We start from the raw sequence: 16,207 nt of genomic DNA, 5'->3' as shown, positions 1-16,207 counted from the left end.
CGACGTGCCGGCCGTCGAGACGGAGGATCGATGAAGGCAGTCGTCTACCGGGGGGCGCGAGACCTCGGCATCGAGGATCGCGAACCGGTCCCGCCGGGCCCCGGCCAGGTGCGGATCGAGGTGGCGTACACCGGGATCTGCGGCACCGACCTGCACATCTACCACGGAGACATGGACGCTCGGGTCGGTGACGCAGCGATCATCGGGCACGAGATGTCCGGTCGGATCGCGGCCGTCGGGCCGGACACCACCGGCTGGACCATCGGAGCGCCCGTCACCGTGCTGCCGACCCGGCCGTGTGGAAAGTGCGCTGCCTGCCAGCGCGGGCACTCCCACGTCTGCCACGCCATGAACTTCCTCGGTATCGACTCACCGGGCGCCATGCAGTCCTACTGGACCGTGCCGGCGGAACTGGTTCTGCCGCTCCCCGAGGACCTGCCGCTGGACCACGCGGCGCTCGTCGAGCCGGTCGCGGTCGCCGTGCACGACGTCCGCCGGGGCGACGTGACAGCCGACGACCAGGTGGTCGTGGTCGGCGGTGGGCCGGTGGGCGCGCTCATCGCCGTCGTCGCGCAGGGCCGCGGCGCGCGGGTGCTCCTCGTCGAGCCGGACCCGTTCCGACGGGAGGTGGCGGCCGGGATCGGGATCGAGGCCGTCGACCCGGGAGCAACAGATGTCGTGGCACTTGTCAACGAGCGCACCAACGGCGCGGGCGCCGACATCGCCTTCGAGGTGTCCGGCTCCGCCGGTGGCGTGACCACCGCGGTCGACGTCCTCACCACCCGCGGTCGGCTGGTGATGGTGGCGATCCACCCCCGGCCCCGCGAGGTCAACCTGCACCGGTTCTTCTGGCGTGAGCTGGAACTCCTCGGCGCGCGGTTGTACCAGCGCGACGACATGGTGGAGGCGATCCGGTTGGTCGCCTCGGGCGCGATTCCGGCACAACAGCTCATCTCCCGGGTGGAGCCGGTCGAGGCGGCCAGCGCCGCCTTCACGGCACTCGAGGGTGGCGGCGTGATGAAGGTGCTGCTCGACCTGCGGGAGGTGGGCAAGTGACGGCCCTGTTCGACCTGTCCGGACGCGTCGCCGTGGTGACCGGTGCCCGACGCGGCATCGGCCTCGCCATGGCCGAGGCCCTGGCGCTTGCCGGCGCCGATATCGTGGGCGTCTCCGCCCAGCTCGAATCGGCTGGCAGCGAGGTCGAACGCCGCGTACGGGCCGCCGGCCGGCAGTTCACCGGGCTGCGTGCCGATCTCGGCGACCGGGCGGCCGTACACCAACTGGCCCGGGATCTCACCGCTCTCGGGCCGATCGACATCCTGGTCAACAACGGCGGCACGATCGCCCGCACCCCGGCCGCCGAGCACCCGGACGAGATGTGGGACCACGTTATCGAGGTGAACCTCAGCAGCCAGTTCATCCTGAGCCGGGAGATCGGCCGGACGATGGTCGAGCGTGGCCACGGGAAGATCATTTTCACCGCCTCGCTGTTGAGCTTCCAGGGCGGCATCACCGTCCCCGGCTACGCGGCGTCGAAGTCGGGCATCGCCGGGCTCACCAAGGCGCTGGCGAACGAGTGGGCGGCCCGCGGGGTCAACGTCAACGCCATCGCCCCCGGCTACATCGCCACCGACAACACCCAGGCGCTGCGGGAGGATCCCGACCGCAACGAGGCGATCCTCGGCCGGATCCCGGCGGGCCGGTGGGGCCGCGCCGACGATCTCGGCGGTGCCACGGTGTTCCTGGCGTCGTCGGCGTCGGACTACGTCAACGGGGTCGTGCTGCCCGTCGACGGCGGTTGGTTGGGCCGATGAAGGGCCGACCGGCGCCCCCGGTGAGCCTCGTCGGCGAGCCCGCTCACCGCGTAGCCCGGTGGGCTGCGTCATGAGGACGCGAGCGCTGCCGCGTGCCCCGCGGGTGCGTCTCACCGAGCTGGGCTTCGGCGCGGCCCAGGGCGGCAACCTGTACCGGGGGACGACGGACGAGGAGTTCGCGGCGGCGGTCGACGCGGCGTGGGCGGCGGGCGTGCGGTACTACGACACCGCGCCGCACTACGGACTCGGGTTGTCCGAGCGCCGCCTCGGCGCCGCGTTGCGCGAGCGACCGCGCGACGAGTACGTGGTGTCGACGAAGGTCGGACGACTCCTGGTGCCGTCGCCCGAGAACGCCCACGAGCAGGACTCTGACGGGTTCGACGTGCCCGCGAGCCACCGGCGGGTGTGGGACTTCAGCCGCGACGGCGTTCTTCGCTCGATCGAGGCCAGCCTCGACCGCAGCGGGCTGGACCGAATCGACATCGCCTACCTGCACGACCCGGACGACCACTGGGAGCAGGCCGCGGACGAGGCCGTGCCGGCCCTTGTCGACCTGCGTGATCAGGGCGTCGTGGGCGCCATCGGCGCCGGGATGAACCAGTCGGCGATGCTGGCGCGGTTCGTGCGGGAGACCGACGTCGACGTGATGATGTGCGCCGGGCGTTACACCCTGCTCGAACAGGGTGCGGCGGATGACCTGTTGCCGATCGCCGAGAACCGGGGGGTGGGCGTGGTCATCGCGGGCGTCTACAACTCGGGGTTGCTGTCGCGCGACCAGCCGCCGGCCGATGCCGTCTACAACTACCAGCAGGCCCCACCCGAGGTGATCGAGCGGGCGCGGCGGATCGCGGCGATCTGCGAGACGTACGGGGTGACCCTGCCGCAGGCGGCACTCGCCTTCGTTCGCAGGCACCCGGCCGTGGTGTCGACGGTGGTCGGCGTCCGCACCGAGGCGCAGCTGGCCGAGACGGTACGACGGTCCGAGGTCGCCGTACCGGAGGAGCTGTGGGTCGCCCTGACGGCGGCCGGGCTGCTCGCCGTGGCGCCCGGTCCGGGCGCGGCGGGCCAACCGAACTGAGAAAGACGTCCCGGCCGGGACCGGCTCCGACTATCGGACACCGGTCCCGACCGGGACGTTTTGCGTTACCGCGTCAGCGGCAGGTCACACTGCGGTGAACCGCCACTGCTGGTTGGCCGCGCTGTGGCAGGTCCACTGCAACAGTCGGGCGCCGTCGGTGGTGGACGCGCCGTTGACGTCGACGCAGAGGCCGCTCAGCACGCTCTTCACCGTGTACACGCCGGAGGTTCCCGTCGCGGTGGCGGTGAACTTCTGCTGGTTGCCGTTGTTGCAGGTGGCCTGCTGGAGGAAGGCACCCGCAGCGGTCGAACTGCCGACCACCTCGACGCACTTGCCGCTGTGCACCGCCTTGAGGTAGAGCGCGCCGTTACCGGCGTCGACGGCCTGCCACCTCTGGTTGTTGGCACCGGTGGACGCCCACTGGGTGATCTGGGCGCCGTCGGCGGTGGAGACACCGCTGACGTCCATCAGCTTGTTGCTGTGCTGCGCCGTGACCGTGTAGGTCTTCCCCGCCAGGCCACCGCCGGTGCCGGTGCCGGGTGTCCCGACGCCGTTGCCGCCGAAGGTGTGCGAGTCCAGATCGAACGAGTTGCTGCTGCCCTTGAACACCATGTAGAGCGTCTGTGTCCCGCTGGAGGCGGCGACGCTCACCGGGGTCGTGGACTGGTAGTTGTCCCAGCCGCCCGTATTGGGCACCGTGGTGGTGGCCAGCAGCGTGCCGGTCGGCGAGCCGGCGCGCAGCTCGATCGAACCGCCGCCGGAGGGCGACGATACCCGGTAGCTGACCGTCGAGATGCCCGACAGGTTCATCGGGCTGAACGCGATCCAGTCGTTTGTGGAGATGTCACCGATGCGCTTGGTGCTCTCCGCCGCCGCCTGGTCGACGACCCGGATGCCGGACTGGCTGCTGAAGTACTCGGACTGCTTGTGCTTCGGTTGCAGGATCGCCTGGGCGGTGCCGGTGAGCGGGGACCCGCCCCCCGAGCCGCCGTTGTCGGTGTACCGGGCGTTCAGCACGTAGAACAGGTTGGCGCCATCGGGGTGCCCACCGAGCAGGTCGGTGGAGATGGTGCCCGAGCAGCCCGGGTACTCGGTGGTCTCGTGCGCGTGGTCGTCGTGACCCAGCGCCGGGTTGAGGAACACCTTCGAGCAGTCGACAGTGCCGCCGTCCGGATCGGTGACGGTGATCTGGTACGACACCTTGTCACCGAAGGTCAGCATGCCTCCGTTGCCCGGTGTGGTGATGGTGAGCACCGGGGCACTGTTGCCGACGGTGATCGGGACGTTGGCGAAGCCGGTCTTACCGGTGCTGTCGGTGACCTTCAACTGGGCCGTGTAGTTGCCGTTGGCGGTGTACGTCTTCGACGGGTTGGCCGCCGTCGAGGTGGTGCCGTCGCCGAACGTCCACAGGTAGCTCAGCGTGTTGCCGTCCGGGTCGGACGTGCCGGCACTGCTGAACTGAACGGTCAGCGGCGAGGAGCCGCTGGTGGGTGTGCCGGTGGCCTTGACGATCGGTGACCGGCCGCCCTGGATGTAGTCGATCCGGTAGAGCCCGGAGTCGCTGTTGCCGCCACCGAAGTTGGTGCCCCACTCCAGCAGGTAGAGCGAGCCGTCCTTGCCGAACTCCATGTCCATCGGCTTGTTGAAGTTACCGCCGGGCAGGAACGGGTTGGTGCGGGTCACCGCCGAGGAGGAGTCGAAGTGGACCTCCTTGACGTAGTTGCGCGCCCACTCGTAGAAGAAGTGCACGCCGTCGTAGTAGGACGGGAACTTCGTCTGGGACGGGTTCGACGCGTCGTACCGGTAGACCGGGCCGCCCATCGGCGCCGAGCCGCCGGAGCCGAGCTCCGGGAAGGTCGTCGAGGCGGGGTAGCCATACCAGATGTTGGGCATGACGACCGGCTTCAGGTTGACCAGGCCCGTGTTGTTCGGCGAGTTGTTGACAGGCGCCGAGCAGTTGAACTTCGAGCCGACGACGCCGGTGTCCGGGTTGTACGGCGCGTAGGGCTGGTTGTTGCCGTGGCAGAACGGCCAGCCGTAGTTGCCGGGCGTCTTGATCACGTTCAGCTCGACCAGGCCCTCCGGGCCACGGTTGGTGGTCGGCGGGTTGCGGTCCGGCCCGTAGTCCGCCAGGTAGACCCAGCCGTTGGCGGGGTCGATCGAGAAGCGGAACGGGTTGCGGAAGCCCATCGCGTAGATTTCCGGCTTGGTCTGCGCGGTGCCCTGGGGGTAGAGGTTGCCGCTCGGGATGGTGTAGCTGCCGCTGGCCCCGGGACGGATGCGCAGCAGCTTGCCGCGCAGGTCGTTGGTGTTGCCCGCGCTGCGAGCGGCGTCCAGGTTGGACTTGCCCGAGCGCCAGTCCAGCGGGGCGTAGCCCTGCCAGTTGGGGTCGAGGTTCGGGGGCGTGTCGTCACCGGTGCCGATGAAGAGGTTGCCGTCCGGACCGAACTCGATGTAACCGCCGGTGTGACCGGGCTCCGGGAACGTCCGGTCCCGGTACGCGGGGATGTCGATGATCGTCACGCCGCTGGACGTGTTCAGCGTGTCGCCGGTGACGGTGAAGCGGGAGACCCGGTTGACATCGGTCGAGCTGCTCGCCGGCGAGTGGTAGAGGTACACGTACCCGTTTGTGGCGAAGTTGGGGTCCAGCGCCATGCCGGTGAGACCGTCCTCACCGCCGGTGTAGACGCTCAGCGTCCCGGCGGTCACGGTGCTGTTGGTGGACGGCTTGAAGATCTTCAGCTGCCCGCCGCGCTGGGCGTAGAACACCCGTCCGTCCGGGGCCACCGCCATCGCCATCGGGTCGACGGTGTTGTCGTCCAGGGTGCGCTTCTCGAAGTTGCCCCACACGGTGCCGCCGCAGTCGCCGGGAGCGTTGCCGGCGGCCCACTTGATGCCACCGAGGACGTGGTCGCGGAAGTACGTCTCGCTGTAGGAGGCGATCGCGTGACCCATCGCGGTGGCCCACACCCGTCCACCGGCGGTGTTGCGACACCAGGAGATCGGGTGGTCCGGGCCCATCGCCCGGGAGCCGGGGTTGTAGGTGCGCTCGTCGGCGGTCACCAGCACGTGCACCTTGCCACGCGGGTTGGAGTCGAAGTTGTACCACTCCTCGCTGCGGTTCCACCGATCCGGCAGACCGGCCGTCGACGGGTGCTGCTTGTCGGCGACGATGGCGGTGCCGGGCAGCACGCCGGGGGAGTGCTCCGGCATGTGGGCGCCGCCGTTGATGGTGTTGTCCCACCAGGGGTATTCGGTGTCGATGCCCATGTCGGTGGCGTTGTGGATGGCCACGATGCCCTTGCCGCTGGCGAGGTAGCCCTCCACCGCCTGGCGTTGGGCGGCCGAGGTCCAGACCATGCCGGAGGTCTGGAGCATCACGATCACGTCGAAGGTCGCCAGGTTGGCAGCGGTGAAGACGCTCGAGTCCTCGGTCGCCACCACCTCGAAGTTGTTCGCGGTGGCCTGCTGCTGGAGCATGGAGATCCCGGCGGGGATCGAGTCGTGCCGATAGCCGGTGGTCTTGCTGAACACCAGGGCGCGGAAGGCCGGGGCGGCCGACGCCGGTGGGGCGAGTCCGAGAGCCAGTAACAGGCCCGCGATCACCGAGATGATCATCGTATTGCGACGCATGGCGTCTCCTAGGTTGGACGGGCAACTCCGATTGCGCCCACGGGCTCACCCTGCGTCAGGTTGTGCCTGACACATGGGTGAGTACGAGTGCGCTGGTCTGTCCTCGTGCCGTTCGCCGAAACGGCAGTCAGACCCCCGGGACATCACACTGAGTGATGGTGGCTGTCGTTCATGTCCCGTGGTCCACAAGGTCAGGATGAGCCAGGAGTAGATGGGTGTCAATGAATGGTGTGGCGTCCGACGTCTTGCCCTGATGACGACGGCCATGTCCGAATCGCTCGCGCACGGCGTCGCTGCCGGACGAGTGACGGCCCTGGCAATCGGCCCCGGTCGAGGATTGCGGACCTGCATCCAAACATCTATGTTCTTCATACGTGTGATGTTTCGTCGATGTCAAGAGAATGTTCGCAACATAAAAACGTAAGTCTCCGCAGCTAGCTGCGAAAGTTCGTGGTGCGGCCACGAGCGGGTCGGCCGCCGGCCCGTGCACCTTGTCGATAACTACTATCTGTGAGGGCTTTCGGGATGTCAGACCCACCGCCGACGCCGCTGCTCACCCTCCGGGGCATCGGTAAGTCCTTCCTCGGGGTACGCGTCCTCGGCGATGTCGACCTCGACGTCGCGCCGGGCGAGGTCCACGCCGTCGTCGGTGAGAACGGCGCCGGAAAGTCGACCCTCATGAAGATCGTCTCGGGTGGGTACGCCCCGGACGAGGGCACCATCGAGTTCGCCGGTCAGTCGCGCACGTTCCGTGGCCCGCGCGACGCCCAGCGGGCCGGCGTCGGCATCATCCACCAGGAGTTCAATCTCCTGCCGGAGCGCACCGTCGCGGAGAACGTCTACCTGGGCCACGAGCCGGTCCGGCGCGGGCTGGTCGACCGCCGGGAGATGCTCGACCGCACCACGCGGCTGCTCGCCTCGATCGGGGAGACGGCGTTGCCCGCCGACGCCCGGGTGGGGCAGCTCGGCGTCGCCCAGCAGCAGGTCGTCGAGATCGCCAAGGCGCTGGCCCTGGACGCGCGACTGCTCATCATGGACGAACCGACCGCCGCGCTTGCCGACCACGAGGTCGAGCTGCTCTACGGGCTGGTGCGCCGACTCCAGGATCGCGGCATCGGCCTGCTGTACGTCTCGCACCGGCTCGCCGAGGTGTTCGACCTGTCGAGCCGGATCACAGTCCTCAAGGACGGCCGCCACGTCACCACTGTGGACACCACGGGCACCACCTCCGACGAGTTGGTGCGGCACATGGTCGGCCGGGAACTGTCCAGCTACTACCCGGACCGCGCCGCCCCGGAGGACCGGGGCCCGGTGCGGCTCAACCTTCGCGACGTGGGAAACCGGAAGCTGCGCGACATCAACCTCCAGTTGCGCGCCGGCGAGGTGCTCGGCATCGGCGGCCTGCAGGGCTCCGGCCGCTCGGCGCTGGCCCGTGCGATCTTCGGGGTGTCGCCGTTCACGACCGGCGACGTCACGCTCGACGACCGGCCGGTCCGCCTGCGCTCACCCCGCACCGCGATGCGGGCCGGCATCGCCTACGTCACCGAGGACCGCAAGGGCGAGGGGATCGTCCCCCGGCAGTCGGTGCTCGACAACGCGCTGCTCGCCAGCCGGGCCGTCTTCGCGGCCCGGTCCGGCCGTGCGGCCCGGACCGTTCGGGTGCGCGAGCTGCTCAACGCCGTGGAGGTCCGTGGTGCGGGCGACGACCAGGAGATTCGTTTCCTGTCCGGCGGCAACCAGCAGAAGGTCGTGCTGGCCCGCTGGCTCGCGCTCAACCCGCGGATCCTGCTCTTCGACGAGCCGACCCGCGGCATCGACGTGGGCGCGAAGTCGGCCATCCACGACCTCGTCCGCCGCCTCGCCCGCGATGGTGCGGCCGTGCTGATGATCTCGTCCGATCTACCGGAGCTGCTGGGCATGAGTGACCGCATCGTCGTCATGCGCGACGGCCGGGTCGCGGGCGAGTTGCCCGCTGGCGCGAGCGAGGAGGACGTCGTCACCCTTGCGGTCGGCGCCGTTCCGGAGACCGCCCAGTGAGCGCGAGGAGTGAGCCGGGTTTGCGAGCCCCGCAGTCGCGATCGGAGATGACTCAGTGAGCGCGAGGAGTGAGCCGGGTTTGCGAGCCCCGCAGTCGCGAATGGAGACCACCACGTGAGCGCCCTGTCGCTCCTGCCGGCCCGCCGCCCCGTACCGGGCGTCTTCGTGGCCCTGACCCTCACCCTCGCGATCGGCTGGCTTGTCGTCCTCGTCGACGGCGGCCAGCTCTTCAACCAGTCCACGACCGTGAGTCTGCTGCACGTGGCGGCCGGGCTCGGGCTCGTCGCCGTCGGTCAGACCCTTGTCATCCTGGGTGGGTCGCTGGACCTCTCGGTGGCGTACGTGATCAGCCTCAGCACCCTGGTCGCCGCCGAGACGATGAACGGCAGCGACGGCGCGGTGCTGCCGGCGATCGGCCTGGTGCTCCTCGTCAGCGCCGGCATCGGGCTGTTCAACGGGCTCCTCGTCACCAAACTCCGGGTCAACGCGTTCATCGCGACCCTCGGCGTCGGGCTGCTGCTCAAGGGCTACCTCGACAACGGCTACGACGGGCCGGCCGGCACCACCGCGCCGTCGCTCGTGCAGTCGCTCGGCTACCAGCGCATCGGCCCGGTGCCGGTGTCCTTCCTGCTGCTGGTCGCGGTGACCGCGGCGGCCTGGTTCGCGCTCTCGAAGACCCGCTTCGGTCACCACCTGGTCGCCGTCGGCGGAGACCCGGAGGTGGCCCGGCTCTCGGGCGTGCGCAACGACCGGGTCCTGGTCACCGCCCACGTGCTGTGCTCGATGTGTGCCGGGCTCGCCGGCATCTACCTCGCCAGTCGGCTCGGATCCGGGGCGCCCCGGGTGGGCACCGAGGGCCTCTACGACCTGGAGTCGATAGCCGCGGTGGTGATCGGCGGCACCGCGCTCGCCGGTGGGCGTGGTGGCGTCATCGGCACGGTCGGCGGAGTGCTGCTGCTCGCCAGCATCGACGCGATCTTCAACCAGTTGGAGGTCGACGCCTTCTTCAAGCAGGTGATCCGGGGCGCGATCATCATCGCCGCGGTGGCCGTCTACGCCCGCCGGGCCATGCGAAAGGCGGCTGCCTAGTCATGCAGACCGTTGAGCGTCGTACGCTGCCGCTGCGTCTCCCGCGGGTCCGTCCCGGTGGCATCCTGCCGATCCTCGCGATTCTCGCGGTGCTGGTGGTGCTCGTCGGCATTCGGCAGCCCGACTTCCTCGCCCCTCCGTCGCTGATGTCGTTCCTCGGGCGTTCGGCGCCGATCATCCTGCTCGCCGCCGGCCAGTACTTCGTGATCGTCTCCGGCGAGTTCGACCTCTCGGTCGGCTCCCTGGTCACCGCGCAGGTGGTCGTCGCGGCCCGGCTCATCGACAGCGACCCGGGGCGTACCTGGCCCGTGGTGTTGCTCCTGCTCGCCTTCGGCGCGCTCGTCGGGTTGGTCAACGGCCTGATCACGACGCGGCTGCGGGTGCCGTCGTTCATCACCACCCTCGGCATGTTCCTGATCCTGGTCGGCGCGGTCTACCTGTGGTCCGACGGTGCCCCGAAGGGTGGCCTGTCCGAGGAGTTCCGGCGGTACGGCCGGCGGGCCTTCGAGGACGTGCCGGTGCTCGGTCGCGTGCCGTTCGCGCTGCTGGTCCTGGTGGCCCTCGCGGTGGTGGCCGTGCTGCTGATGCGGTCCGACTTCGGCCGGACGCTCGTCGCCGTCGGCGACAATCCGCGTACCGCCGAGTTGAGCGGCGTACGGGTCTGGCGTACCCGCACGATCGCCTTCATCCTCAGCGGGCTCACGGCGGCCGTCGCGGCGATCCTGCTGGGCGGCTACAGCGGCGTGTCGTTCCAGGCCGGCGCCGGCCTGGAGTTCGGTGCGATCACCGCCGTCGTCCTCGGTGGCGTCGCGCTGGGCGGGGGTCGCGGCTCGGTGGTGGGCGCGATGCTCGGTGCGCTGACCCTCGAGCTGCTGTTCGCCCTCATGAATTTCTACGGCGTCTCCGGCGCCCTCAGGTCGACCGTCCAGGGCGGGATCATCCTGCTCGCCGTGGCGGTCTCGGCAACGCGTTCCTCGTCGAGATAAAGGGGTTCCCATAGTGCGACGTTCCATGGCGGCGCTGGCCGCTGTCACCTTGCTGTCCCTTGCCGCCTGTTCCACCGATGAGCCGGGCGCGAGCCCCTCGAGCAGCGCCTCCGCCGCCGGCTCGGGCACCGGGGAGCAGTCGAAGTTCTTCGTGCAGGCCGACTACGACGCCGAGCTCTCGCTGCTCGACGCGACCCCGACGGGTCCCGCCGACAAGCCGTGGGAGCAGGTGCTCAACCCGAAGCTGGTGGACACCGCCAAGTACAAGAAGAGCGGTCCGCACAAGATCTGCTTCTCGAACGCGGCGCTCAACAACCCGTGGCGGCAGGTCGGGTTCAAGACCATGCAGGCCGAGGTCGAGGCGCAGAAAAGCCGCATCAAGGAGTTCGTGCACGTCGACGCCGAGGGCAAGGACCAGAAGCAGATCGCGGACATCAACGACCTGCTCGGCAAGGGCTGCGACGCGCTCATCGTCTCGCCCAACACCACCGCCACGCTGACCCCGGCCGTCGAGGCCGCCTGCAAGGCGGGGCTGCCGGTCGTCGTCTTCGACCGTGGTGTCGACACGAAGTGCCCGGTGACCTTCATCAACCCCATCGGCGGCTACGGGTTCGGCCACGTCGGCGCCGAGTTCGTCAGTCAGAAGATGAAGCCCGGCGGCAAGGTCCTCGCCCTGCGGATCCTGCCGGGTGTGGACGTCCTGGAGACCCGCTGGTCGGCGGCGAAGGTGGCCTTCGACAAGGCGAAGGTCGACGTCGTGGGCGTCGAGTTCACCGACGGCGACCCGGCCAAGACCAAGAAGATCGTCGACGACTACATCCAGCGCTACGGCACGATCGACGGCGTCTGGATGGACGCCGGCGCGGTTGCCGTCGCCGCGGTCGAGGCGTTCCAGGACGCGGGCAAGCCCGTTCCGCCGATGAACGGCGAGGACCAGCTCGACTTCCTGAAGATCTGGAAGGACAAGCAGCTCACCGCGATCGCGCCGACCTACCCGACCTACCAGTGGCGTACGCCGATCATCGCGGCGCTGCGGATCCTCGACGGCGAGCAGGTCTCCAACCCGTGGAAGCTGCCGCAGCCGACCGTCACCCAGGACAACCTGGACAAGTACCTCGACGCGAGCATGCCGCCGCTGCACTACGCGATGTGCGGCTGCACCGACCTGCCCGGTTACCCGCAGCGCTGGAAGTAGGGCCTGATGTACGCCATCGGCGTCAACCCCTGGGTGTGGGCCTCGCCTGTCGACGACGAGGCCCTGGCGGAGCTGATCCCACGGATCGCCTCGTTCGGCTTCGACGCGGTCGAGTTGCCGATCGAGCAGCCCGGTGACTGGGACCCGGTCCGCACCCGGGACCTGCTGGCCGAGCACGGCCTCGTCGCCGCCGGGGTCTGCGCGGCCTTCTCGCCGGGGCGGGAGCTGGTCGACGCCGCGCCAGCGGTGGTGGAGTCGACGGTGGCGTACCTCAAGGGCTGTGTGGCGAGCGCGGCGGCCGTCGGCGCTGGATGCGTCGGCGGCCCCGTGTACGCCTCGGTCGGCCGCACCTGGCGGATGTCACCGGCGGCTCGCGCGGCCTGCTACGCGGACTTCCGGCGGGCCCTGGCGCCGGTTGCCGAGCAGGCCGGCGAGTTGGGCGTGAGCATCGGTGTCGAGGCGTTGAACCGCTACGAGACGAGCGTCGTCAACACGATCGAGCAGACGGTCGAGTTGATCGACGGTCTTCCGTCGAGTGTCGGCATCATGATCGATACGTATCACATGAACATCGAGGAGGCCGACCCCTACGCGGCTCTCGCCGCCGCTGGCCCGCACATCAAGCACGTGCAGGTCAGCGGCAGCAACCGGGGCGCTCCCGGTGCGGACCACTTCGACTGGCCCCGCTTCTTCGCCGTCCTGCGGGACACCGGTTACCAGGGTGCGATCTGCATCGAGTCGTTCACGGCGGAGAACGAGGCCATCGCGGTCGCCGCGGCGATCTGGCGTCCGCTGGCCCCCTCACAGGACCGTCTCGCCACGGACGGCCTGCGCTATCTCCGGGAGATCCTCGGGTGACCGCCCCCCACCACCCAAGGCCCGGCCCTCGGGCTCTGCCCGCCACCCCCCACTAGAGTCAGGAGCACCGTCCCGTGTCTGTCTCGTCCATCTCACCGCTGCGGCGACTGTTGGCCGGCGCCGCCGCGTCAGCGTTGACCGCTCTGGTCGCGGTGACCGCCTCGGCGTCCCCCGCGCTCGCGGCCACCACCACCCTCTACGCGTCGCCCTCCGGCAGCGGCACCAGTTGCTCGGCCAGCCAACCGTGTTCGCTGTCCGCCGCGCAGACCGCCGTGCGGGCAGCCAACACCACGATGTCCGGTGACATCGTGGTGGAGTTGGCCGACGGCGCGTACCGGCTCTCGTCGCCGATGCGGCTGACCGCTGCCGACTCCGGCAACAACGGCTACCAGGTGATCTGGCGGGCGGCCGCCGGCGCCCGTCCGTCGATCACCGGCGCCCGCGCCGTCACCGGCTGGTCGCTCGTCGACTCCGGGAAGAACATCTGGCGGGCCAACGTGCCCGCCGGCCTCGACTCCCGTCAGCTCTACGTCAACGGGGCCGTCGCCACCCGGGCACGCACCGCCGTGAACCGCGCCGACTTCACCTTCACCACGTCCGGGATGCGGTTCACCAACAGCGCGCTCAACTACCTCAACAACCTCGGCAACCAGAGCCGGGTCGAGGTGGAGAGCGTCGGGTCGTTCACCGACAGGTACTCGCCGGTGCAGAGCATCAGCGGCAACTTCCTGACGATGCAGCAGCCCGCCTGGAACAACAACACCTTCGGCTTCGACACGTTGTCCCGCCCGCACCGCGCGGGCCCGTTCTACCTGGCCAACGCGTACGAGTTCCTGGACTCGGCGGGGGAGTGGTATCTCAACCCCGCCAGCGGCCAGCTCAACTACATCCCGCTCTCCGGGCAGAACATGAGCACCGTCAGCGTGGAGCTGCCGCAGCTGCAGTCCCTGGTGAACGTCGGCGGCACCCTTGACGCGCCCGCGCACCACATCTCGTTCAGCGGGATCACCTTCACCGGCACCAGCTGGCTCGGCCCGAGCAGCAGCAACGGCTTCGCCGACCAGCAGACCGGCGCGCACATCGTCGGCACCTGGGCCCGTCCGTCCGACGCGCTGACCTCCTGCCAGGAGGGCTGCTCGCTGTTCGAGGCCACCCGCCCGAGCTGGGCCCAGATGCCCGCCGCCGTGCAGGTCTCCGCCGCCAACACCATCAGCTTCAGCGACTCGCAGTTCGTCAACCTGGGGCAGACGGCCATCGGCATCGGCAACGACGCCAACGCCCACGCCAGCGGCGTCGGTCTGGCCGCCAACAACATCACCGTCACCCGCTCCGAGATCGCCCGCAACTCGGCCGGTGGCGTCGTGGTCGGCGGCGTGCGCGCCGACGCCCACCACCCCACCGACCAGCGGATGGTCAACCGCAACGTCACCATCAGCAACAACAAGGTGCACGATCTCGGTCTGGAGTACCGGGGCGTGGTCTCGATCCTGACCACCTACGTGAACACCTCGCTTGTCTCGCACAACGAGGTCTACAACATGCCGTACACCGGCATGTCGATCGGCTACGGCTGGGGCGCCAACGACGCCGGCGGCAGCCAGCACTACGCCAACCGTGGCCTGTACAACTACCAGCCGCGGTACTCCACGGCGACCACCGCGGCCAACAACCAGGTCATCGGCAACTACGTGCACGACGTCATGCAGCAGATGACCGACGGCGGGTGCATCTACTCGCTGTCGGCGAACCCGGGCGGGTTGATCGCCGAGAACTACTGCCTGCGGACCAACGGCTGGTTCGGGCTCTACTTCGACGAGGGCTCGCGCTACTACACCGCCCGCAACAACGTGTTCTCCTCCACCGGCACCTGGGCCACCGCCAACTACTACTACGCCGAGAACATGGGCAACTTCACGGTCACCAACAACTGGTCGAGCAGCAGCGGCACGAACGTGACGAACGGTGACCGCGGCAACGTCGTCAACAACAACGTCACGGTCAGCGGCGGCAACTGGCCGTCGGGCGCGCAGACGGTGATCAACACGGCCGGTCCGCAGAGCGGTGGCAGCACCAACCCGACGAACGTGCAGCTCGTCGGTGCCCAGTCGGGTCGCTGCGCCGAGATCGGCAACTCCAGCACGACGAACGGCACGCAGGCCCAGATCTGGGACTGCATCAGCAACGCCACCAACCAGCGGTGGACCCACACCGCGAGCCGGCAGCTCATGATCTACGGCACCAAGTGCCTGGACGCCTCCGGCCAGGGCACCGTCAACGGTACGAAGGTCGTGATCTGGGACTGCAACGGTGGTGTCAACCAGCAGTGGAACATCAACTCCAACGGCACCATCACGGGCGTGCAGTCGGGTCTCTGCCTGGACGCGAACGCCGCCGCGACGGCGAACGGCACGAAGTTGATCCTCTGGGCCTGCAGCGGTGGCACCAACCAGCGGTGGACGGTACGCAGCTGATCCAGTAGCCGGACACCGACAGGTCCGGGCCGGGGCGCGACGCCTCGGCCCGGACCTGTCCGCTCTACCGGGCCACGTCCGCCCTCGCCGGGTCCACTGTCAGCCCGGTCGCGGCCTGGTAGCGGACCGGGATGGGATCGGTGAGTTCCCCGACGAACGTCCCGTCGACGTGGTCGAGGAAGCCGATGAGGGACCAGTCGTCGGCGGGTCCGGGGACCAGCCGGGGCGCGTACAGGTGCGGGTGGGCGAACGGTTGGGCGGACGCGATGTCCCACGGCCCGAGGGTGGTCTCGCCGGGCGCCACCCAGATCCGGTGGTCGTCGCGCCGAGCGCTGCCGGTGGCCTCGGTGGAGAAGAGCAGCAGCGGCTGCCCGTCGAGGACCGCGACCTGGGGCACCTCCAGGTGACCGAAGCCGGCCGGAGTCGACAGCGGCGGCGCGACGGTCCAGGTGACGAGATCGGTGGAGGTGGCGTGCCCGACGACGCCACGGGTGTTCGCCGGACCGGTGTTGGCGCGGGCGGTGATGAGCATGTGCCAACCCTCGCCGTCGGGGTCGGGGAACACCCACGGGTCACGCCACGCCTGCTCGTACCACAGTTCCTTGTCCAGCAGCTCGTACCAGGTGGGGTCGGCCTGGACGATCGGTTCGGTGCCGTGCCGGTGCCAGGTCATGAGGTCGTCGGAGACAGCCAGTCCGATGCGTTGGACGAGCCCGTCCTCCGCGTGGCCGACCCCGGTGTAGAACAGGTACCACCGTCCGTCCGGCCCGCGGACGGTGCAGCCCGTCCAGGTCGCCAGGTCGTCCCAGCTGGGCGCGTCGGCGGGGACCACGGCGTCGGCGACCAGGCGCCACGAGCGTAGGTCCGCCGAGACGGCGTGGCCGATGGTGGCCCGGCGGTGGCGGCGGTGCGGGTCGTGCAGGGCGCGGGACGCGCGCAGGAAGAACACGTGCCAGAGGCCGTTGTCGTCCCGCGCGTACCAGCTGTCCCACACCCAGTGGTCGGGTAGACGAAGCATGGTCGGAAACCTAGCACTAAACCGTTTT

General features: G+C 69.4%; 10 protein-coding genes and 1 pseudogene. 9 read left to right on the top strand and 2 right to left on the bottom strand.

Annotated features, from left to right (window positions below; translation table 11 throughout):
• Positions 1-30 precede the first annotated feature (30 nt).
• The 3 genes from ACLQ29_RS11240 (at position 31) to ACLQ29_RS11230 (ending at position 2,892) form a co-directional block, all read left to right on the top strand.
• Positions 31-1,056: a zinc-dependent alcohol dehydrogenase gene (locus ACLQ29_RS11240; protein WP_425771544.1), complete on the top strand. Its 1,026-nt coding sequence runs from the start codon at positions 31-33 to the stop codon at positions 1,054-1,056.
• Entirely contained in the window at positions 1,053-1,814 is a 762-nt protein-coding gene (locus tag ACLQ29_RS11235; RefSeq protein WP_425771543.1) for an SDR family NAD(P)-dependent oxidoreductase, read from the top strand. The genes ACLQ29_RS11240 and ACLQ29_RS11235 overlap by 4 nt, the downstream gene beginning before the upstream one ends.
• 70 nt (positions 1,815-1,884) lie before the next feature.
• Positions 1,885-2,892, top strand: a complete 1,008-nt coding sequence (locus ACLQ29_RS11230; RefSeq protein WP_425771542.1) for an aldo/keto reductase — start codon at positions 1,885-1,887, stop codon at positions 2,890-2,892.
• A gap of 84 nt (positions 2,893-2,976) precedes the next feature.
• Here the strand turns inward: ACLQ29_RS11230 and ACLQ29_RS11225 are convergent, their stop codons facing one another.
• The gene (locus ACLQ29_RS11225; protein WP_425771541.1) at positions 2,977-6,525 is read right to left on the bottom strand and encodes a ThuA domain-containing protein; all 3,549 of its coding nucleotides are present in this window, start codon (positions 6,523-6,525) and stop codon (positions 2,977-2,979) included.
• A 525-nt stretch (positions 6,526-7,050) separates the two neighbouring features.
• On the opposite strand from ACLQ29_RS11225, the gene ACLQ29_RS11220 reads away from it, so the two are divergent.
• The 6 genes from ACLQ29_RS11220 to ACLQ29_RS11195 all read left to right on the top strand — a co-directional run bounded on the left by ACLQ29_RS11220 (position 7,051) and on the right by ACLQ29_RS11195 (position 15,161).
• Complete coding sequence (locus tag ACLQ29_RS11220; protein ID WP_425771540.1) at positions 7,051-8,562, top strand: sugar ABC transporter ATP-binding protein; 1,512 nt, start codon at positions 7,051-7,053, stop codon at positions 8,560-8,562.
• Positions 8,563-8,676: 114 nt separating this feature from the next.
• The gene (locus tag ACLQ29_RS11215) at positions 8,677-9,651 is read left to right on the top strand and encodes an ABC transporter permease (RefSeq protein WP_425771539.1); all 975 of its coding nucleotides are present in this window, start codon (positions 8,677-8,679) and stop codon (positions 9,649-9,651) included.
• Positions 9,652-9,653: 2 nt separating this feature from the next.
• Entirely contained in the window at positions 9,654-10,637 is a 984-nt protein-coding gene (locus tag ACLQ29_RS11210; RefSeq protein WP_425771538.1) for an ABC transporter permease, read from the top strand.
• Between the two features lie 13 nt (positions 10,638-10,650).
• Positions 10,651-11,832, top strand: a complete 1,182-nt coding sequence (locus ACLQ29_RS11205; RefSeq protein ID WP_425771537.1) for a substrate-binding domain-containing protein — start codon at positions 10,651-10,653, stop codon at positions 11,830-11,832.
• Between the two features lie 6 nt (positions 11,833-11,838).
• On the top strand, positions 11,839-12,690 hold the full coding sequence (locus tag ACLQ29_RS11200) for a sugar phosphate isomerase/epimerase family protein (protein WP_425771536.1): 852 nt from the start codon (positions 11,839-11,841) through the stop codon (positions 12,688-12,690).
• Positions 12,691-12,764: 74 nt separating this feature from the next.
• Positions 12,765-15,161, top strand: a complete 2,397-nt coding sequence (locus ACLQ29_RS11195) for an RICIN domain-containing protein (protein ID WP_425771535.1) — start codon at positions 12,765-12,767, stop codon at positions 15,159-15,161.
• Between the two features lie 64 nt (positions 15,162-15,225).
• On the opposite strand, the pseudogene ACLQ29_RS11190 reads toward ACLQ29_RS11195, so the two are convergent.
• Positions 15,226-16,200 (bottom strand): annotated as a pseudogene (locus tag ACLQ29_RS11190) (family 43 glycosylhydrolase); the annotation flags it as partial.
• Positions 16,201-16,207 lie beyond the last annotated feature (7 nt).

Source organism: Micromonospora sp. DT228, from assembly GCF_049841595.1.
In the GTDB taxonomy this organism is placed as follows: domain Bacteria; phylum Actinomycetota; class Actinomycetes; order Mycobacteriales; family Micromonosporaceae; genus Micromonospora.
The sequence above is the reverse complement of the archived record's forward strand: the minus strand, read 5'-3'. Positions and strand labels throughout refer to the sequence as shown.

What these genes read in the sequence shown, in the direction of transcription:
- ACLQ29_RS11240 (WP_425771544.1), top strand. Translation starts at nt 31, where the DNA reads ATGAAGGCAGTCGTCTACCGGGGGGCGCGAGACCTCGGCATCGAGGAT.
- ACLQ29_RS11210 (WP_425771538.1), top strand. Translation starts at nt 9,654, where the DNA reads ATGCAGACCGTTGAGCGTCGTACGCTGCCGCTGCGTCTCCCGCGGGTC.
- ACLQ29_RS11225 (WP_425771541.1), bottom strand. Translation starts at nt 6,525, where the DNA reads ATGCGTCGCAATACGATGATCATCTCGGTGATCGCGGGCCTGTTACTG.
- ACLQ29_RS11200 (WP_425771536.1), top strand. Translation starts at nt 11,839, where the DNA reads ATGTACGCCATCGGCGTCAACCCCTGGGTGTGGGCCTCGCCTGTCGAC.
- ACLQ29_RS11220 (WP_425771540.1), top strand. Translation starts at nt 7,051, where the DNA reads ATGTCAGACCCACCGCCGACGCCGCTGCTCACCCTCCGGGGCATCGGT.
- ACLQ29_RS11230 (WP_425771542.1), top strand. Translation starts at nt 1,885, where the DNA reads ATGAGGACGCGAGCGCTGCCGCGTGCCCCGCGGGTGCGTCTCACCGAG.